Raw genomic sequence first — 19,669 nt, 5'->3', positions numbered from 1 at the left:
GGGGCACTCAGTCCTGGCGTCAGCGGGGTCAGGGCAAAGTGGGGCCAAAGAGAACTCGATTCATCGGAGAGGTCGGTCCGAAGGACAGGGACCCCTGATTGCGTACGTGTCGCTGCAATGCAGCGGCCTGACGTCGTCGTCGAGCCGCCGTGTTCGGGACTGCCCCGACCAAACCAAGTAAGAGCCTGGCGTCGCAGAGCAGGGTCAGTCATTGCTTTCCGGAAGAGTCGGTTCAGGTGCTTCGGCAGGCTCCGGCGATGCCCTCCGCTTCGCGAATCGTTGCTTCGCGGCAGTCGCGGCACCCATGAGTCTAGTGGCAAGTCCATAGAGGCCCGCACCGCGGGTGTAGATTGGTATCTCGGTTAGCTTGAACTGGTATTGTTCCTTGAATGTAGCCAAACCTGCCTTGCTCGGACCGCCACTCACAATCATGGCGCAGCGTGGATCATCTCTTAGGGCACAAATGACAGTATGGTATAGCGCATCCACCGGACAGGACACCTTGTACTCACTGTTGGCCTTCACCGCCACGAAATTCGCGACCTCTTCAACCTGCTCTATGAAGACGTACGCAACCAGTTTGCCAGCGACGAATGCACCCCAGAGGTCTCGTCCAGGCAGTGTGAACAGCCTGACCGCAGCCTGCCACCACTCCTCAAAATGGGTGGCGTAGTAGCTCGGCGGCGTGCCGAATCCGTCGCGCTGTTGCCGTGCCGCCTGCGAAATCACCACCTCCCTAATGTCTTCCTTGTGTCGGTCTGTCTCTTCCGCCTCTAGTCGTCTGATCCCGCAACGCAAAAGGCCCCTCTTGACGCAGTTCCTTCGCTTCGCGTTCAGGATCCCTACATCGTACTGTGACAACCACGGCCTCGTGATTGCGTAGCATGTCAGCATTCGGTTAGCCGTCGTGCTCTCTGGAACGACGTGGCTGTACATCAGGCCACCCTTTGACATTGCAGGCCTCGCCGAACCGGGAGCTATCTTCTTGAACCGATAGGCCGGCGTGTGGTACAGAGGGGCTACACGCTTCCACCAGACTCCGTCGTGAAGGTGCAGTCGTCGCCCGAGGGATATCTGCTGTTTGACGTACTCAAGCTCAGTCAGACTCACTGCCCCGTCACCTCGCTTGCCGGCACTCCCTCACGTCTGAACGCCCGACGGATGCCGGCGGCCCTCTCAAACAGACGTCTCGCCCGGGTGTAGACTCGATAGTGTTGCGTGTAGATGTGAAGAGGAGTCTTCTGGAAGCCGAAGCGCTCCTTAAACGCGTCCAGGCTAGGGGTGAACGAAGAGCCGTTCACCAGCATTTCGCAATCCTGCCTGTCTCGAATGGTCCCGAGCACCGTGAAGTACATTGCATCATTGGGACAGAGCGAAAGCGCGTCGGTGCGGCTCTTCACGTTCCTGATGATCGCGACCTGCTCGATGTGGACTAAGGTCATGTAGCATATCAGTTGACCTTCCCGGAACCCTCCCCACCACTCACGGCCCGGAGATGAGAATTCCACAAGTTGCTGCCTCCTCCACACATCGTAGTGTCGGGAGTAGTAGGAACTCGGCAAACCGGTTCCGCCCGACGGCCATTGTCGGTCCGCCTGGGAGATGTTCACGTCCCGGACCTGGTCCATCAGCGATTCCAGATCATTGAGGCGGCGGATCTCCACCAGCGAAAGTCCCTTCCTGACACGTGCCCGTTTGGCATCCTTGAGCGACTTGATGCCGAAGTTGCGCAGTCGTTCGCCCGACAGAACCATCATGTCAATCGACCTGCTTGCCATCTCCGGCTCCGGCACCGCGTGGCTGTAAGATATCCAGGAACGAATTACTGCCGGGCGGGCGCGGCCGGGCTCGATCTGACGGAAGTCAAAGACCGGTTTGCAGTAGAACGGCTTCACCATGTCCCACCACACGCCGTCATGCTGGTGGACACTTCGCCCAAGCTCCCTCTGCTGGAGAGCGAATTCCTCTTCTGTGATGGCTCTGGTCTCACTCATCGAGGAAGTGACGTTCCGTGCTGGCGACCCTCCGTTGCTCCGTCTCTCGACCGGAAGGACTGAACTGAAGCGCGCGGTTTCATCGGTTCGCCGTATAGTATCACGCCTGGCGGCGGCGCGCAACAGGCGAAGTTGAGTCGCCCGATGTCGATGACGCACCGGGGCCGGGTTCTACCGCTCAATCCACTCCCAAGGGTCTCCAGGGGATCGCCCGAACCGCGGCGGCGAGACTGGTCGCGCAAGCGATTCGGTTCTCGGCGCCGCAGCGTCGGTAAAGGTCGCGCGTCAGGCCGAATGCCTCCGGAGGGGACGTTAGAAACGTAAGTGTGCGGGGCGCCAGACAACCCGTTATCTCCGGGATGTCCGTATGCCGCAGAATCGATAGTAGTGCAGGTCCCTGCCAGTGACTCGACGGAGGGTCCCTGAGTATCACATGGACAATGCGTTCCTCCATGAGAGCCGCATAGAGTGCAACGATGCCGGCCTCGCCTCGACCATAGACGCAGACCGGTGACTCCGCGAACTGGCCCTCGGCCAGCGCCCAGCGAACCATGCGCACGGTGTCCCAGATCTGCATTGATGCCGTCGTCCGGCCCGCGAGCGCAGCGGTTCGTTCGACCTCGGCGAATTCAGGGGGCGTCAGCGGATGGTCAGTGAAGCGTGGGTTCAGCACGAGCACACTCGTGTCGTCAAACAAGGGCAGCAGTTCGTCGATGTCGGGGAAATAGACAGAATCTCTGGCCCGCTTCACTATAACCAGCAAGGCCGAGGACTTTAGAGGGGGCTTTGGCTTGAATTCGAGTAGACGCACGGGGACGTTGCGCTCAGTGTGAATCTCACGCTCAGCAAAGGCTGCAAAGGCTGAGACGTACGCGCCGCGATTGCGTAGCGTTCTCGCGCGAAACGGAATCGGTTCGCGCGGGAACCATCCGAACACCCGTTCCTTAAGCTCGGACAGGATCGCTGAACGCCTGGATTCCCAGTCCGCAGCAGTGTCGGGAACCTCGCCCCGGGCGGTTCGAACAAACCGGTCGTGGATGTAGAAGTTGGCGGCGTCGCGAGGAATCGCGGTCAGGCATTTCAGGTTCTCAGGTGGCTCGCAGGCCGAGGGACCGGCGGTCTCGCGGTCCGAAGTCGCGTATTGCGGATCCGACAGCCACCGCTGCATCCAACGCCGGGATTCGCCGAGGAGCCGGGGGGAATCGGTGTGCCCGCAGTTGTCGTCCACCTCTCGAATCCGCGTGCTGCCCGTCCCGGATTTCTCGTGCAGGTCATATATCTTCTTTGCTCGCCGAAAGACCTCTTGATAGCCCGCCGGGGGAAAGATGCCATCTCGGCGACCACTCGTGATCAGCAGGGGGCGAGGGGCGATCAGTGCCGCGACCACCGGGAAATCCTGGCGGAAGACGTTTGGGTAGAATGTGCAGTCGCACTGCCTCGGAACAAGCCGGCCGGCCACCTGCGTACCGATGGTGTAGGTTGAGCAGGACGGGATAGCGACCCTTACCCGGTCGTCCAGCGCAGCGAGGAACCAGGTCATCACGCCGCCACCCGATATACCGGTGACGCCGATCCGTTGAGGATCGACCTCGGGTCGAGTCCCCAGCCAGTCGAGTGCCCTCATCGCGTTCCAGACTTCTACGCCGGCAGGAGTGTACCCCAGTGACAGCCAGTGCCACATGTTCAGGTCGCTGGCGCCGTGGTGGATGCCCGGGACCTCGCCGAACTCCAGCGGGTCGAGCACAAGACAGGCAAACCCATGCCTCGGATACCACAGGTATCGGTCCTGGCATTGCGTCTTGGCGCCGGACGGGTGTGGCATGTGACCGCACAGATAGACGACACAGGGAAGACCTCCTCCAGCTCCAGTGGGTAGGTAGAAGTTGCCAGTCACGAACAGACTCGGCTTGCTCTGGTAGACCAGCTTCTCGATGCGATATCCCTCGCGTTCCATCGTGCCCGTAACAGTTGCGCAGAGCGGCGTGCGTTCGTGGAGAGGTTCTATCCCCAGCATGTAGCATATCTGCCGCTTCAGTGCTGGACGTTGGGTGTTCCACTCCTCGATGGTTCGAATGCCTTCGAGACAGTGAGCCGAGATGGCCTTCGCAGCTACTGCCAGTGCCTCGACCGAGCGGCGATGTCTATAGTGGATCGACAGCTGCTCCTGCCGGCGCTTCATGGCATCAAGGATGGAATGAGGAATCAGCCTCAACGCGGCGGCTCGGAGGGCCTCGCGCGCGACTCCCTCGGGCACCCGTGTGTTCACTGAGCGGTCTCTTCCTCCGGTTGAAGCGCGAGAGAGCGTTCAACGACACAGGAATGGCCTGTGATTGCACCCAACAGGAGCCACGTTTGCGGCTGAAACACGTTTGGCGCCCCTACGGCAAGGAAAAGCATGGTCAGTATCATTGCCTTATATGAATTGATCCGGTATTCGGTCGTGGCATCCAGGATTCCTCTCTGGCATCTGCTCAATCGCCGCCACAGAGTCAGGTAGATTGCAAAGTAGAGGATGAAACCGACGAATCCGGTGGTCGAGAGCGTCTCCATGTAATCGGAATGGGTGTATTGTCCATAGACAACAGCGAAGTTGCCCAGGCCGACCCCAAACAACGGAGACTTGGTAAACGCCTCCCAGCCCAAGTTGTAGAGCTTCCAGCGCGGATCGGCTTCAGGCGTAGCCACTGTATTTTGCAGTCTGTGGCCCACAACGGTGCCTTTGAGCATCGAATTGGGCCCACGGTAGAGAACAAAGGCAGTAAAGAGCAGCAGGACGACCCAGATCAACGCGCGCAGGCCGTGCGGGAGTGTGCGGAGGCAGAGGGCCAGCCAGAGGAGCACGAACACCCCGAAGGCCACGAATGTGAGGCGTGCTCCGGTGGTAATCTGGAAGAAGAGCAAAACGGGAATGGCGAGGGCCGGCCAGAGACGGAGCCTTGGCGAGTTCGGGGCGCGTAGAAAATACGCGACTCCAAAGAGCCCGAAAATGCATGCGATGCCCAGCGAGTTGGGATTCTTGTACACCGAGGTTGCCCGGAAGCCAGTACCTTCCACGACCCCGATTGTGCCGCCGGTCGCCACTTGGTACGCGAGAACGCCGAGCGCTCCCAAGAGAAGCAGGCCGAAGACGAATGAACCTCCACGGGTGTCCCTCGTGTATTCAGTAATCGCCAGAAACAAAGCAGCCTCCTGGGCCATCAACCGCACATAGTACGTGACTGCGGACTGGTTGCTGGCAACGAGGAAGCCGGTCACTGTCGACCAGGCCACAAACAGCACGAACAGGAGGACTTCGGTCTTCAGAGGTTCCCGGGCTCGAAACATGGAAAACAGCGCCGTCAGGACCAGCACGATGCCCAACCACCGATCCACCGGCGCCATCCATGGAAACATCTTGTCATTGAGCGTCAGACCTGCAAAGAGGAGAAGCAGCAAGACCTCAAACAGCCTCGAGATCGTCCGGCGGGGCGGCGGGTAAGATGCCTCGGCTGCCAATGCAGACCCGTTCATGTGAACATTCTCAGCGGCCATCCGGCTCCTCGAAGGACTCGATGCGTCGTGGGTTACCAGCTACTCCAAGGTAGAAGGTCTTGAGTTGCCGGCAATGCTCTTCGAACCCGAATCGCTTCGAACGCGCGCGCGCAGCCTGGCCCATCTTCGCGCGAAGGGTCGGATCCAGTATGAGTCTCTCGGTGGTCTGAGTCAGTGCGTCAACGTCCTCTGGTGGAAAAAGGAAGCCGGTCTCACCGTCCGCGACCACGAAGTCGGTGATGCCTGGCAGATTGGTCGCAACAACCGGTAGTCCCATGGTAACGGCTTCGATGAGGACGTTTGGCATACCTTCCGCACGCGTCGGGAACACGAAGATGTCGGCAGCAGAGTAATGACTGGCAACTGCGTTCTTGTCCCGCAGCATGCCGGACCAAACTACCCGCGAGGCAACGCCTGCGCGGTCTATCCTCTCCTTTAACGCACGAACGGTTTCTTCGTCTAATCCAGGGAAATCTGCCCGACTCATCGGACCGGCAACGACCAGCCAGAGATCACGATGTCGCGGCGCCAAGCGAGCGAAGCTCTCAGCGAGCAGGTCAACTCCCTTGCGCCTGATCACGGCGCCTACAAACAGGAGTACCGTGGCGTCGCCGGGAATTGAGAGCTCTCGGCGCAGCTTCTCTCTCGCCGACATGTCACGTCCACGCTCAAGTTGCGGCAATCCCATGAAATTCGGAAGCAGAATGACGTTCCTTAGCCCGCAGGCCAGACTGTCGTCCGCAAGCAGCGGTGATAGCGCAATTATCCCGTCGAAGTGGCGCATTAGCTTGACTGCCCAACGGCCACCTCTCGACTTCGCGATTGCGCTTGGGTTGTCTTGTCCTTGGAGGCTCATTGTGAAAACCGCTTTCCTGCCATACACGTGCAGGAGCAACGGACTGAGAAGTGCGTCCCATCCCAGGTTATGGAAATGCACAATATCAAGACTACGGGCATGTGCGACAAGGTACGTAAGTCTACTGGCGTACGTCATCCATCTCCTGAAGCGGCCGTGCCTCACATTCTCGTGAGCCCATAGCTGCGCTGTTGTCTCGTAGTCCAGGTTTCCGCTACCGATATTCAGTGGCCGCACACTTGTCCCCCAGAGGTCAAGCGAGACGTCCCGGTCTCTCCACCCACTTAGCAACCCGAAGACATAGTGGGTGTGCCCGCTGAACAGTTGCCCGAACCACGAGGGTACCGTATGCACGACACGAATCTTCTTTGTGCTGTGTGTCGCGCTCGCTGCGCCTGTCTGGTTGCGCCCGTCAGGCCTCTGCGCCATTACTATGCGTATCCCCTTCGGTTGTGGTGTCCGAGACGGTCATGGACCTTCGGTCCGGAAACGTACTTGCTTGGCGAGAACGGATTGGATGACGCCGTCTACCTTGCGGGCCGTCTCCTCGGCGGTGAAGTGCTGGACTACGCGCGCGCGCCCCGCTTTGCCCATTCTGTGTCGGAGTTCAGGGTTCTCAATCAGGCGACATGCTGCCTCAGCCGCGGCGGCAGTATCCCCGACCGGAGCGAGGAGGCCCGTCTCGCCTTCGACGACTGCCTCTGGAATCCCTCCGACACTGTAGGCTACGACTGGAAGCTCCGCCGCCATCGCCTCCAGCACGACTCTGCCCTGCGGTTCGTCCACGGAGGTGTGGAGAAGAAGGTCCGACGCGTTCAGATAGTACGGAGGATTCGGCTTGGCGCCCAGCAGACGCACCTTCCCCCTGAGGCCGCAATGATGAATCCGCTCCCACAACCTCTCCGGGTACCCGGCCTCCTGCGGTGCGCCCAGACACACGAGGCGTGCCTCGGGACACCGCTCGGTGACAAGGCGAGTCACGGCAATTGCGTCCAGCTGGTTCTTGCGCTGGCATAGCATACCAAGATTCAGGATCACGCACGAATCAGCCGGCCAGCCCAGCTCTTTCAGAAGCGTTTCTCTGGCCTTCACGCGGTCCGTTCCGAACTCGGCAAGGTCAACCCCATTCGGGATGACTACGGGGGACCGGTAGCCCGCCATGGAGGTTACCCTTTCGGCAGTGGATTGCGAGTTCGCGGCTACTGCGTCAGAGTACTTGACAGTCCAACAAAACCGCCTGTAGATGAGAGGCTCTCTTATGTGCCATATGAATGGTCTACCCGTGAGCCTGGCCGCCCAGAAGCTATCGCGTGTCACGGTCCCGAGGTTGTTGGCGTAGACAAGGTCGTACTTCTGCTTTCCCATCAGCCCAGTCAGCCGGCGAAAAGACGCGAACGGAAGGAAACCCAATCGGTGGAACGGGACTTCCAGTTCAAGGAGTGCCCCCGGCAGTCCATCGGAATCGGGGACGGCCGCAACGCTAAATGAGTACTTGTGGCGCAGGTACCTTAGTATCAGGAGAAGACTCCTGGTCGTCCCTGCCGACAGACTGGACGTGTTGTTTACCAGGAGAATCCTCGGCAGCGCGGCGTTCACAGAGAAGCGCTCCCAAGCATCAGCGGCTAACGCCTGCTTGACTTTCCCGGGGTGGGGAGGGTCCCCAGCATCTCAACTACCTTCTGGTAGTTGGACCCGAACTCGTAGCGCTCCGCGAACAACGCGCGGGCGTTGTAGCTGAACTCATCCCAAGAGGCAAGTACACGCTCTATGGCAGCCCGCAGTTCGTCAAGCGACTTTATCACAGCGCCGCAACGCCTCGATTCCAAGATATCGAATCCGGGGTAATCGAAAGCTATGACTGGGAGGCCGCACTGTAGGTACAACGCCACTCTCTCAGAGGAGTACGCCGTAAGTCGGTCGTTCCAGTTGGCGGCGCTGTAGAGGGCGAGGCCAACGCGGGCCGAGCTTACGACGTCAGGCACCTGCGAGGCCGGCGTCAGATCCAGCGACAGCCGCACCCGATGCCCGGTGTCGGCTGCCCGAATCCGCTCCAGGTAATCGGCCGAGGCGCCTTCGCCGTGCATGACCAGCGTCCAGTCCTCCGGAAAGCGCTGAGCGAGTTGGGCCAACTCGACGCAGAGTCTCCTATGCTGCAGCCACCCGAACTGGAGAATCAGCCTGTGGTCCCGGTTCAAGTGGAAGCGTTCCTGCAAGAATGAAGACCGTGCATGACGCGCTGGTCCCATCAGAGAGACCGGGACGTACAGGACTCGCTCCGGTTTCACGCGGTTGTCAGCAAAGAGGACCCTCCCTCTGCCCTCATCCTGGACTATTGTGGCATAGCTTCCCCTATGGTAGCGTTCTTCCGCCCATTTGAGGCGCTTCGTCTTGATCGCCATCAAAGAGCCGTAGAACTCTCTCGTGTAGAGTTCAAGACTGTGATAGATGTAGGGAACGTGAATCCGCTCCCCCACCAGGCCGGCCCAAACCAAGCCGGCCTTCTCCATGCCGATGAGCGCTCGGTACCGATTGCCGTTCATGGCTCGCAGTGTATCACGAATCACCGGCACCGGCATAAGACCCCTCTGCCGGTCGAGCCACACAGGATAATGCTTGACGTAGGTGTTCACATAGATTGCGCGGCACAACTCCCACAGGAGTTTCAGTGGCCTCGATTTGTAGAATGCTCTCTTGATGGCTTTGCGACGTGAGGCTGCGCCGTCTGTTCCCCTAACTGCAGCAGGCCTGACCCGCTGGTCCGGCGCCCCGGCCACGCGGATGACGCGTACGTCTTTGACGCCATCAAACGCGCCGTCGACTAGGTCCTCTCGAACGCGATACAGGAAGAGGTCGACGCAGAAGCCGGACTCGGCGAGCACCCGGGCGGCGTTAACCGTATGAACCGCCAAAGGCCACTCGGCCTGGAAGATGCCGATGCGAGGCTCGATGTCTACGCCGGGCTGATCCGACAACATGGGCTCGTGACGGATTTCGGTCACCTCAGCGCCTCGTGCGCTGCCTCACCCACGCGCGCCATCTGCTCGTCCGTGAGCGCCAAGCCCGAAGGCAGGTAGAGTCCCTGGCGGGCGAGGCGCTCTGCCACGGGATAGTGTTCCCCGACGAAAAGGCCGCGTTGTTTGAGCACGGGCTGCTCGTGCATCCCAAGGAAGAACGGCCGGGTCTCCATCCCTTTTGCCGTAAGCCGGCGTGCAAACTCTGCCGCGTCGACACCCGACTCCTCTGCCAGAACTATGCCGTACATCCAATACACGTTCTTAGCCCAAGGTTCCTCAACCGGCAACCGGAGTTGCGGGATGTCGGCCAGCATCTGATTGTAGTTCTGGCCCATCCTGCGCTTGCGGGCCACGATCTCATCCATCCGTTCGACCTGCGCCACACCCAACGCGGCCTGCATGTTCGTCAGCCGGAAGTTGTAACCCAGTTCCTCGTGGTAGAAGCGCCGCCCAGACTGGAAACACAGGTTGCGAAGTGAACGTGCCTTCTCTGCGTACCGGGCATCATTGGTCAGAACCATGCCGCCTTCGCCGGTCGTAACGAGCTTGTTGGCGTAGAAGCTGAAGGTACTGATGTGTCCCAATCCACCGCAGCGCTTCCAGGCCGGGGTTGCGCCGTGTCGGCCGGACAGATACTCGGCCCCGTGCACCTCGGCCGCGTCCTCAATAACCGCCAGGCCGTGTTTCTCGCTCAGGTCGAGAATCGGGTCCATGTCAACCGGATGGCCGTAGATGTGAACCGGCATGATAGCACGAGTTCGCGGCGTGATCTTGGCCTCCACTTGACTGACGTCCATGCACCAGGTGCGAGGCTCGGAGTCGACCAGGACCGGCACTCCGCCATTGTAGATTACGGCCAGCGCGCAGGAGATGATGGTGAAAGTCGGAATGATTACCTCGTCGCCCGGCTTCAGACCCAGGCACGCCACTGCAATCTGCAAAGCCGTTGTGCCGTTGCTCACTGCGACGCCATGCTTCATGCCGCAATAGGCCGCCCACTTCGTTTCGAACTCCTCGATGAAGCGCCCGGCCGAGGACACCCAACCGCTCCGGACGCACTCGGTGACGTATTCGAGTTCGAGACTGCCCAGCAACGGTTCGTTGACCTGAATCTTCAGAAACGCTCCTTCTCCACCACGTTGAGATAGGGCCCCTGTTTGACTTCCAGAAAGACTGTGTCCTCAAGCATCCGGAAGCCATGTCCTCCTCCGACCATTAACATGAGGTCGCCAACCTGCAACTCGCAAGTGGCAACAAGCTTCTTGCTGTCGTTGTAGACGTCCAGCAGGCAGCGGCCGCGCTCAATGATGAGCACTTCGGACGTGCCTACCAGGTGGCGTTCCAACTGCAGGTGTAAGTGAGGGACGATTTTCCCGCCCGCCGGATACACGACGAACCCGACCTGCTGCTTGAACTCGGGTGGCGTCAGGAATGTCGTGCGTTCGGGGAGCTGCGCGGCGCGGACGATCATACACAACGTCTGACCTTGGTCAGAGATTGTCTCGATAGCTGGCATTATTACTACCCCCTTCGTTTACGGACACACAGAACATCAACATGACAGACTGACCTAAGTGACACGCGGCGGTCGGAAGCGATGTGGCGGCCCATGTCAGACACGACGCAGCCCCAGGCCACGAAGTGCCCTGCCGGCAAGCGCGCGCGGATACCTGACAAGCCTGGCCGTGACATGGAGTGGAACCCGGACCAGGATGGCCGGGATTCGTCGGCCTGGGACCAGCCCATTGCTCCTCATTGCCCGAAACGATTCGAGCACTGCCGCAGGGTCCAGGCTCCAGGCGATGGCTCGCGCCACTCTGTCTTCGCCGCCTCTGATTTGCCGCGCGACCAATTGACTGGCAGCCCCGATTGAGGTGCCGCTCAGAAGCTGGGGAAGTGAGTACTTGTATTGGAGCATTGACTGGCTCTTGAACAACTCGGAGAGTGCTGACCACCTGCCTCCGGAATGAAGGCGATAGGCTCCCATCGTCTCGCGGAAGCAATAGCCTTGCCCGTGGGTGAGGAGCAACAGGAGCAGGGGGTCGTCGCCAGCAGGAATACGGGCAACCATATCCAGCCTATTTTGGGGGATGGATTGGAGAGATCTACTTCGGAACACCCAGGACCCCGGGTGTAGGGGTGTTCCGCCCAGCGCTTGCTCCAACCCGAACACCTCAGGACACTTCTCACCTGTCCACGATTGCCGCGGAGCGGGATTTCCCACCTCATCGACGTTCATCACCCAGTGTCCACATATTGCGAACTTCGGGTTCTGCTCCAGAAAATCCACCTGCCTTTGGAGTTTGTGGGGAGATGTCCAGTAGTCGTCGCCTTCGAGGAATGCCGTATACTCCCCTCGGCAGGCGCTGTATGTGCGAAGGCCATTGCGGTTTCCCCCGATGTTCGTTTCCGATAGCACTAGCCTTATCTTGTCTGGATGCTGGCGGGCGTAGCTCTCGACTATCGACCGTGTTCGGTCGGTCGAGCAGTCCTCGCCGATCACTACCTCGTAGTCGAAGTCGACTTTCTGGGCGAGCACGCTGTCGATAGCCTGCGCGATGTATCTTTCGTGGTTGTAGGTGATCATGCTGACGCTGACCCTGGGCAGGGAAGCGCCTGTTGACGGATCGACACGGGCCATCACGGTTTCCTCGAGGAAGGACATTGGCCTGCTGCTGACGGCAGTCGGCGCTCTATCTGAGCGCCGTTCAGTGCGGCGACGCGGATGACCTCGCAGATCAGCCGAACATCCTCGGGGGTGATGGCGGTGCCGTTGGGAAGCGAAAGCACGCGCGACGTTAGTGCTTCGGTTGCGGGTAGCCTGCGGCCGGCTTCAGGGAAGCAGGAGCGATAGGGCTCCATGCGGTGACAGCCGGGATAGAAATACCGGCGCGCAACGACGTTCTCGGCCCACAGCACCCTCATCAGCTCATCGCGACTGATACCAGTGGCCTGGCTATCTACTTCGACGACTACATACTGGTAGTTGCACTTTTCGGTTTCGTCATAGGCCGTAAGAGTGATGCCGGGCAGGCCATCCAGCTCGCGCCGATACTGCAGGTAGTTGCGGCGGTTGGCGGCGATGAACTCACTAAGGCTCTCAAGTCCGGTCAGGCCCATCGCCGCCGATATCTCGGGCATCTTCCCGTTAGTCCCGATGTACTCAACGTTGTCGTAGCCGGCGAATCCGAAGTTCTTCATCAGGCGTATCTTCGCAGCGAGGCTGTCATCATTGGTTACGACCGCTCCGCCTTCGAACGTATTGAAGAACTTGGTCGCGTGGAAGCTGAACACCTCAGCACTGCCGAAGTTGCCGACCATCCTGCCATCGTGGGAACAGCCGAAGGCGTGAGCGGCATCAAAAAGCAGCTTGAGACCATGCCGGTGGGCAACGTCGGTCAGCGCTTCAACGTCGCACGGCCGTCCCCATACATGAACACCGATGATTCCGGTCGTCCGTGGCGTAATCATGCGCTCGACGCACGCGGCATCGATGTTGTGGGTCCGGGGGTCGATGTCGCAGAAAACAGGGGTCATCCCCTGCCATTGAAGAGCATGGGCCGTGGCGATGAATGTGAACGAGGGAACAATGACCTCGTCTTTCAGCCCGAGAGCCCGGATGGCGATCTCCAGGGCGACGGTGGCATTGCACACGGCGATGCAGTGCTTAACGCCGAGGAAATCAGCAATGCGCTGTTCAAACTGGTGCACATAGGGGCCGTTGTTGGACAGCCACCCGCGGTCAAGCAGTTCGTTTATACGTTCGAGCAGACGTTGTCGGTCGCCGATGTTGGGGCGTCCAACGTGTAGCTTCTCCTCAAAGGCAGCGCTGCCGCCGAAGATCGCCAGATCGGCCAGACGAGACTTGGTCCCGGTTGTCACAGCATCACTCCGCGCGCCAAGGCCGGGCCCGCCGTGCCGGGCTGGATCGCGCTCCGGTCTTCCACTTCTCGGTCTGAGCCTACCATAGCAGTGGATCTCAGGGCGTGTCCCAGTACTTGTTCTCAGCGATTAGGGCAAGGTAGTCTTCCCGGGTGATGCCGATCAAGACCTGATCCCAGTACCGACCGATCTGGAAGTACCTACGCTTTCGTCGGCCCTCCTCCTTCCACCCGCACTTCTGGCAGTAGACGTGGAGGGACACGGCATTGTATTCGATCATGAACGTTTCCAGCCGCTCAAGACGCAGTTCCTCGAACGCGTACCGCATGATGGCCATTACCGTGTCTGTCCCGTAGCCCTTGTCCCGCGCGTCCTTGGCCCCGAGCACCGTTCCCTGATGGGCGTGTCCGTTCTTCCAGTCGATACTCATGAGGCTTGCCAATCCGATCAACCCGAGATCCGGCGCGCTGATCGCAAACCGCTGGTTGAGCCGGTCCTCCTGCAGGGCTTCTAACCATCTCTTGTGGAACTCCATCGAACTCGGAAAATGCCAACTGCCCTCGAGGTGCGCTAGCTCCGGGTCGTTTGCCCAAGCGTTCAGCCGAGTCAAATCCGCCGGTTCTATCGCCCTCAAGACCACTTTCTTGCCCAGTATGTTCACGCGCCACCTCCTGCTTGGCTCGCTTCTCGATGCGGACTGCTGGTTCGGCCATGGCCACGAATGGGCCGCCGGCGTCTCTTCGACACCGCGCGCCAAATCGTGTCAGTCACCGAAGCATCCCGTCTTGCTTACTGCAGGTCATACTCACGAAGCATCAACTTGACTTTTTCCACAGAATTGAACATCAGCACATCGATGATGGACAACCAGGGCACGAACTCATTGTCGTATTGCCGGTAACTGATTGGCTTCGGCTGCAGGAAGAGCAACTCTATGCCTCTGTTTGCAAAGACATCCTTCTGGTAGAGCTTGGTCCCACCCGGCGCGTTGACATAGGCGCTGGCGCCTTCCCTTCTGCAGATATCCAGCACTCTGTCCTGCGCGCGCAAATGGTCGTTCTGGTAGACCGCTGATGTATCTACAAATGGCGTCTGCAAGCCCAAGTAACTACAGACCGACTTGAGGCTGTTGACCGCCAAGCGGCTTATCGACACACCCTCACTGTCGAGCACTCGCAGCACCAATTCACGGACGACCCCGTTGAAAGGCGCCTTCCCATACGCCTGATGCAGCGTCTTCGGCAGATTCTCCTTGAACGCGACGTGTTGCTCGTGGTGGATGATCGTGTCCTTTATCTTCCTGTGGCTGCTGGCATCCGCCAACGGCACTGAGAACATATAGTCCCGGCCGCGAAAGAGAATGCGGTTGCGGTTAATCCACCCCTGCTTGATGAATGAAACGTCATCGCAGACGACGAACTTGTCGACCGCGTTGATCAACTGGAAGTACCCGATGTACGGGAAGAGGTAGGGTTGCATGATAGCGAGTCTCATCCGATCTGCTCCAACCTAGCCGCGCCTATGCCACTCCTCTACGCACGTCGCAACGTACTCCATGTCATTGGCACCGTAATACTGAGAAACGGGAAAACATAGGATATGGTCTGCTATCCAGAGCGTATCATCAATGTTCGCGCGGCTTTCTTTCACTCGTTCATGCGTCGGCCAATGAATCGAGGTGAACACACCCTTGCCTGCCAGAAATGCCCTCAGTGAATCCCGCTCTTCTTTGGAATCGAATACGCGGTTGTGGAGCAACGGCCCCTCATGGTCCCGGTATGCCAGCAGCGGTCTGCCCACGTGCAGACTCTCCGTCAACAACCTCTCGTTCCTTTGCCTCTTCAGCCGCACGAGATCCAGGTTGCTGGTCAAGGCCACGGCCAACGACTGGCTTGAGATATCGGCCATTTCCCATTTTCGGTCGATCATGTTCTCTGCCTCTCGCATGTCGCGCCAGTCCGCGGCTTCATACCTGAGCCACGTATCCAACTTGGAGCTCGGTTCGTAAATCGGATTGTGGTATGCCTGAATGAAGCCGCCGTCACCCACCTTCAGCATCTTCCGTAGGCTGCCGAAGACATAGTCGCCGCGAAACGCGATCTTGGAGGCCAGAGCGTGCGAGACATCCTCCAGAATGCAACCACTTGATGGTGGCAGGACCGAACGGTTTTCCTGTCCAAAGTAATGGATGAACACAAGTAGTTCGTCCTTCTCTATGCCGACGGGATACTCGGGCGTCAGATCCTTCCGCACGGTGTAGAAGGCCATCTCTATCTTGGGAAACCTCCTGACCATGGTCGAAACCAGCGACCAGCAGGTGAACGTTGGCAGGTAGACCTTTTTGGGCCTAGCGACAAAGCCGACTAAATAGGCGAACGCTGACCTGCCCAGGTTGAAGTATGTAACGTCGGTGTGCTCCGGAGGCAGTTTAGTACCAATTATCATGTCTGCTCCCCGTCCGCTTGAGGATACTCCTGGCCCTGCGAACCAGCGTCCCTTTTCGCAAGGTCCGGAAGTCGCCGCCGATGTTCCAGAGTTGTCGAGTTCCTTCCAGTACTCTGTAGGAAAATCGCCACTCTGAGTAATACTCGGCCGATGGCTCGGCGACAATCGCGTAGCCCCTGGGCAGATTGGCTTTCAGGTAGCAGTAGAAGTCCAAATCCGAGTCCATCGTCTTCATCGCTTGGCAGAATCACGGCGCATGTGGCCAGTCACTTCGGCTGAGGGCATGGTATCTCTCTGTCGACTCCTAGGGCGTCGACGGCGTCGGCCGAAGGGGACTCCTCGGCCACGTATTCCGTTGTCCACCTCAACAGAGGTTGGAGCACACCCGGCTCCCGGCCAAGCCACCCTTCCGTTCTCTCGGTCAGATCGACGACGTCGAAGGAGAGGGCGTCGTCGTGACGATAGATGATGGTGCTGAGGTTTCTGACGACCAGAAGCAAGACGCGATACCTGCCGCTGTTGAACAGATTGCCGGGGAAGTACCCCGTGCTCCGATAAAGGCCGACCGACAGCGGCCGGTCGCGCCACTGTGGGTCAAGTGAACTGCCCGTCGTGAAGGCCGTAGCCCCCTGTTCATCGATGACGTGCAACGCGACGGTCAGCCGCGCATCTTTCACGCGGTTCCACCAGTCCACTTCTATTCGAAACGGGCTCGCCATCGTGATGAGGCCCGATGCCAGGTCTCGCTCCAGGCACACGCCGACTCGCCGCAGTCGAACAGCCTCGTTGCCTGGCGCGGTCGCAGGGTCATCCCAGATCTGCTCGGATGAACCCGACCCGGCGGAGGACTGCAGGTATTCCGCGACAACTTGACTGCATCTGCCCCTCCGAGTGATCGAACCACGATCCAACCACACCGCGTCCCCGCAAAGGCTCTGTACCGCCACCATGTTGTGGCTCACGAACAAGACCGTCCGGCCACCTTTGGCCACATCGCCCATCTTCCCCAGGCACTTCTTTTGAAACGCTGCGTCTCCAACGGCGAGCACCTCATCCACGAGCAGGACCTCCGGTTCGAGATGGGCTGCGACGGCAAAGGCCAGGCGCACAAGCATGCCGCTAGAGTAGCGCTTGACCGGCGTATCCATGAACTTCTCGGTCTCGGCGAAGGCGACGATTTCGTCGAGTTTGCGGCCGGTTTCGGCCTTCGTCATCCCAAGGATGGCCCCATTCAGATAGGTGTTCTCCCTTCCGGTCAGCTCAGGATGAAAGCCGGTACCCACCTCCAAAAGGCTCGCCACCCGGCCCTTGACCCTGGCGCATCCCTGCGTGGGAGCGGTGACCTGAGAGAGTATCTTGAGCAGGGTGCTTTTCCCAGCGCCGTTGCGGCCAATGATGCCCAGGACTTCGCCCTGCTTGACCTCGAAGTTCACGTCCTTGAGCGCCCAAATTGTCTCGCCATCGCGGTTGCCGTGGTCTGTCTGGCCAATCCTCAGCAACGGATTGGGCTTGCCTCGTGCCTTCGCCCACCAGACCTTCAGGTCGTTGGTCAGCGTCCCGGTGCCGACTTGGCCGAGGCGATAGACCTTGGAAAGGCGCTCGACCGAGATGACAGTGTCAGACATCGTAGGTTGAGGTTAAGGTCAGGGTTGAGAAAGAGAAGGTCAAGGTTGAGGTCACGGGCAGGAGGGAGGTTAAGGCTGAGGCTAGGCCTGAGATGCGGCGGCCAACCGCAATGAGACAGATTGGTATCATTGGTCCGAACCGTCTTTCCGGCCTAACTGCTTGAGGCGTGAGGCGTTAGGCTTGAGGCTGGGAAATGACACCCCCACCCGGGGGATTGCCCCTCGGATGGGTTGAGGGATAGATTTACGTATAGCCTGGAGGGAGATTCTCGGAGTTGCGGGCAGCGTTGCTTCGTATGTCGTTCCCGATGCAATCTCGGCCGTTGTTCCACCCGAAGACCCCGGGGCAATTTCAGGACTCATCTGCGGGTGAACTTCCCTCGTAACCGGGGAGCCAGCCGGTCGAGTTAGCCCGGAGGCTAGTCCGCTCGTTGCTCCGGAGTCTGCTCCTCGGTTTGCCCCGGCGGTTGCGGCCGGAGTTACCTCCGGCGCAATTCCCAGGTGAGCTTCCGTGGCAGATATCGCAGCCGGGGTCATCCAGGCCGAGGTTGAGGGTGAGAGAACAGAACAGGCTGAGGCTGAGGTTGAAAGAAAAGAGGTTAAGGCTGAGGCCAGGGTTGAGACCAAGAGAGGAGCGGAGCGAGAGGTTGAGACCAAGGTAGCAGGACAGGTTGAGGTTGAGAAGGGGACGCTCATCTGGAGGATTTCCTGAGGGGCGAGATCACTCGATTGATCTCGGCATGGACTTGGTCGAGTCTGTCGGATAGCGCCGCAACATCGCACGCGGCCGGGTAGCCTACTCGCTCGCCGTACTCCAGGTGGCTCTGCGTTTCAGTTAGCGAGCCACGAGCCATAAGGTAGAAGTTCGCTTTGTCGAGAGTGTGCGAGCGGCCGAAGGCTTCGGCGATATTGTCCGAAATGCTGAGCGCAGCGCGACGGACCTGCGAAGTGAAACCGTAGTCTTCTTTGCGGGGTAGCTTGTCGGTTAACGAGAAGACCTGCTCGGCGACGGCCATAGTCGATTGCCAAACAGGCATGTTGCGGAAAGACGCGAAGCGAGGCTTCGCGCCAGGTTGAGGTTCAGGTGAAGGTCGAGATTCCGGTCTGAGGTTCTTCATCTGTGCCTTAGCCCTAGCCTTAACCCAATCCTTGGCGTTGGTCTCATGCCTAACCTCAACCTAAACCTTGACCTTTGTCTAGCCCTCATACTGTATCCATGAATGTCGCTTCGACATGGTTGAAGATGATAGCGCCAAGGGCCACAATGACAATCATGAAGGCGAAGCTGTAGGCCAACAGGCCGATGCTGGGGGTGCCGCCGCCAAGGAAAGCGTAGCGGAACGCCTCAATGACCGAGGTCATGGGGTTCGCCTTGATGAGCGGCCGAAAACGGGCGGGGACGGACGAAATCGAGTACACGACCGGGGTAGCGTACATCAGGAGCTGGACACCGAACTGGACCAGAAAACGGAGGTCCCGGTACCTGGTGGTCAGGGCCGAAACGATGATGCCGAAGCCGAGGCCGAGGCCCGCCATCATCAGCACGAAGAGCGGAGTAGCCAGGATCCACCAGTTGGGGTGAATGTGCGAACCTTTCAGCGCGAAGTAGCCCATGAAGGCAAGAAAGAAGACGAACTGGATGGCGAAGGCGATGAGGTTGGAAATGAGGATTGAGACCGGGACGGCAAGGCGGGGGAAATACACTTTGCCGAAGAGTTGCGAGTTCTGGACAAAGGTTTCGGAGGTCTTGGTCAGGCAGGTTGCGAAGTAGGTCCAGACGGTGGTCCCGGCCATGTAGAACAGGAATTGCGGCAGGCCGTCGGTAGGAAGCTTGGCTATGTTGCCGAAGACCACGGTGAAGGTAATGGTCGTCAGTAGTGGCTGAATCAGATACCAGAGCGGGCCGAGGATGGTCTGCTTGTACTGCGACACGAAGTCGCGGCGGACGAAGAGCATGACGAGGTCGCGGTAGCGCCAGAGTTCTCCGAGTTTGAGGTCGAGCCAGTTACGGTGAGGGCGGATCACCAGATCCCAGTGATTGGCCGGAGCACTCGTAACGGTATCGCCAGTCAGTGGTCTTGTCATCTCAGCGTATTCTCTTTCAGTTGGGACCGAGCGCCAGAGAGAAAAGCAGGAAGGACGGTTGATGAAGAGAGAAGCGCAAGGGAGTAAGCTGCAGAGGGAAGGGAGGAACGTGAACTGTGGATTGCCAGTCGTGACTCGGGTCCTTTGTGCGATTTGCGGTGAGTCGCGGCCATCACATGGGATGGCGGTTTCGGGTTCTCCCTGTCGGACCGCGGTTCTGTCGAGTCCGCGATTATG

General features: G+C 59.3%; 19 protein-coding genes. 1 reads left to right on the top strand and 18 read right to left on the bottom strand.

Going from position 1 to position 19,669, the window contains the following annotated elements; translation table 11 throughout:
• Positions 1 to 204: 204 nt before the first annotated feature.
• From VMH22_15090 to VMH22_15015, 16 genes are all read right to left on the bottom strand, one after another.
• Positions 205 to 1,110 (bottom strand): hypothetical protein, encoded by a 906-nt coding sequence (locus VMH22_15090; protein ID HTW93014.1) that lies wholly within the window; start codon positions 1,108 to 1,110, stop codon positions 205 to 207.
• The gene (locus VMH22_15085; GenBank protein HTW93013.1) at positions 1,107 to 1,994 is read right to left on the bottom strand and encodes a hypothetical protein; all 888 of its coding nucleotides are present in this window, start codon (positions 1,992 to 1,994) and stop codon (positions 1,107 to 1,109) included. The genes VMH22_15090 and VMH22_15085 overlap by 4 nt, the downstream gene beginning before the upstream one ends.
• A gap of 178 nt (positions 1,995 to 2,172) precedes the next feature.
• On the bottom strand, positions 2,173 to 4,260 hold the full coding sequence (locus VMH22_15080) for an acetylxylan esterase (GenBank protein HTW93012.1): 2,088 nt from the start codon (positions 4,258 to 4,260) through the stop codon (positions 2,173 to 2,175).
• Positions 4,257 to 5,504: an O-antigen ligase family protein gene (locus VMH22_15075; GenBank protein ID HTW93011.1), complete on the bottom strand. Its 1,248-nt coding sequence runs from the start codon at positions 5,502 to 5,504 to the stop codon at positions 4,257 to 4,259. The genes VMH22_15080 and VMH22_15075 overlap by 4 nt, the downstream gene beginning before the upstream one ends.
• Before the next feature lie 10 nt (positions 5,505 to 5,514).
• The gene (locus VMH22_15070) at positions 5,515 to 6,309 is read right to left on the bottom strand and encodes a glycosyltransferase family 4 protein (GenBank protein HTW93010.1); all 795 of its coding nucleotides are present in this window, start codon (positions 6,307 to 6,309) and stop codon (positions 5,515 to 5,517) included.
• 540 nt (positions 6,310 to 6,849) lie between these two features.
• A complete protein-coding gene (locus tag VMH22_15065) occupies positions 6,850 to 7,977 on the bottom strand; it encodes a glycosyltransferase family 4 protein (GenBank protein ID HTW93009.1) in 1,128 nt (375 codons plus the stop codon).
• A 26-nt stretch (positions 7,978 to 8,003) separates the two neighbouring features.
• Positions 8,004 to 9,380 (bottom strand): hypothetical protein, encoded by a 1,377-nt coding sequence (locus tag VMH22_15060; GenBank protein HTW93008.1) that lies wholly within the window; start codon positions 9,378 to 9,380, stop codon positions 8,004 to 8,006.
• Positions 9,377 to 10,489 (bottom strand): DegT/DnrJ/EryC1/StrS family aminotransferase, encoded by a 1,113-nt coding sequence (locus VMH22_15055; protein ID HTW93007.1) that lies wholly within the window; start codon positions 10,487 to 10,489, stop codon positions 9,377 to 9,379. The genes VMH22_15060 and VMH22_15055 overlap by 4 nt, the downstream gene beginning before the upstream one ends.
• Before the next feature lie 20 nt (positions 10,490 to 10,509).
• Entirely contained in the window at positions 10,510 to 10,911 is a 402-nt protein-coding gene (locus VMH22_15050) for a hypothetical protein (GenBank protein ID HTW93006.1), read from the bottom strand.
• A 96-nt stretch (positions 10,912 to 11,007) separates the two neighbouring features.
• A complete protein-coding gene (locus VMH22_15045; GenBank protein HTW93005.1) occupies positions 11,008 to 12,060 on the bottom strand; it encodes a glycosyltransferase in 1,053 nt (350 codons plus the stop codon).
• The gene (locus VMH22_15040) at positions 12,036 to 13,277 is read right to left on the bottom strand and encodes an aminotransferase class I/II-fold pyridoxal phosphate-dependent enzyme (GenBank protein HTW93004.1); all 1,242 of its coding nucleotides are present in this window, start codon (positions 13,275 to 13,277) and stop codon (positions 12,036 to 12,038) included. The genes VMH22_15045 and VMH22_15040 overlap by 25 nt, the downstream gene beginning before the upstream one ends.
• A 97-nt stretch (positions 13,278 to 13,374) precedes the next feature.
• Positions 13,375 to 13,938, bottom strand: a complete 564-nt coding sequence (locus tag VMH22_15035) for a GNAT family protein (protein HTW93003.1) — start codon at positions 13,936 to 13,938, stop codon at positions 13,375 to 13,377.
• Positions 13,939 to 14,066: 128 nt separating this feature from the next.
• Complete coding sequence (locus tag VMH22_15030) at positions 14,067 to 14,771, bottom strand: WbqC family protein (protein HTW93002.1); 705 nt, start codon at positions 14,769 to 14,771, stop codon at positions 14,067 to 14,069.
• A gap of 15 nt (positions 14,772 to 14,786) precedes the next feature.
• Positions 14,787 to 15,722: a hypothetical protein gene (locus tag VMH22_15025; protein HTW93001.1), complete on the bottom strand. Its 936-nt coding sequence runs from the start codon at positions 15,720 to 15,722 to the stop codon at positions 14,787 to 14,789.
• A complete protein-coding gene (locus VMH22_15020) occupies positions 15,706 to 15,957 on the bottom strand; it encodes a hypothetical protein (protein HTW93000.1) in 252 nt (83 codons plus the stop codon). Before VMH22_15020 ends, VMH22_15025 begins: the two co-directional genes overlap by 17 nt.
• Before the next feature lie 31 nt (positions 15,958 to 15,988).
• Positions 15,989 to 17,347 (bottom strand): polysaccharide ABC transporter ATP-binding protein, encoded by a 1,359-nt coding sequence (locus tag VMH22_15015; GenBank protein ID HTW92999.1) that lies wholly within the window; start codon positions 17,345 to 17,347, stop codon positions 15,989 to 15,991.
• Between the two features lie 511 nt (positions 17,348 to 17,858).
• Between VMH22_15015 and VMH22_15010 the strand changes: the two genes are divergently transcribed.
• On the top strand, positions 17,859 to 18,059 hold the full coding sequence (locus VMH22_15010; GenBank protein ID HTW92998.1) for a hypothetical protein: 201 nt from the start codon (positions 17,859 to 17,861) through the stop codon (positions 18,057 to 18,059).
• On the opposite strand, the gene VMH22_15005 is transcribed toward VMH22_15010, so the two are convergent.
• Both VMH22_15005 and VMH22_15000 read right to left on the bottom strand, forming a co-directional pair.
• Complete coding sequence (locus VMH22_15005; GenBank protein ID HTW92997.1) at positions 18,040 to 18,384, bottom strand: four helix bundle protein; 345 nt, start codon at positions 18,382 to 18,384, stop codon at positions 18,040 to 18,042. The genes VMH22_15010 and VMH22_15005 overlap by 20 nt on opposite strands.
• 166 nt (positions 18,385 to 18,550) lie before the next feature.
• Positions 18,551 to 19,432 carry an ABC transporter permease gene (locus VMH22_15000; protein HTW92996.1) on the bottom strand — a complete coding sequence of 294 codons (882 nt, stop codon included), beginning with the start codon at positions 19,430 to 19,432 and terminating at the stop codon, positions 18,551 to 18,553.
• Positions 19,433 to 19,669 lie beyond the last annotated feature (237 nt).

Source organism: bacterium, from assembly GCA_035505375.1.
GTDB lineage: Bacteria > Hydrothermota > Tepidihabitantia > Tepidihabitantales > Tepidihabitantaceae > UBA2258.
The sequence above is the reverse complement of the archived record's forward strand: the minus strand, read 5'-3'. Positions and strand labels throughout refer to the sequence as shown.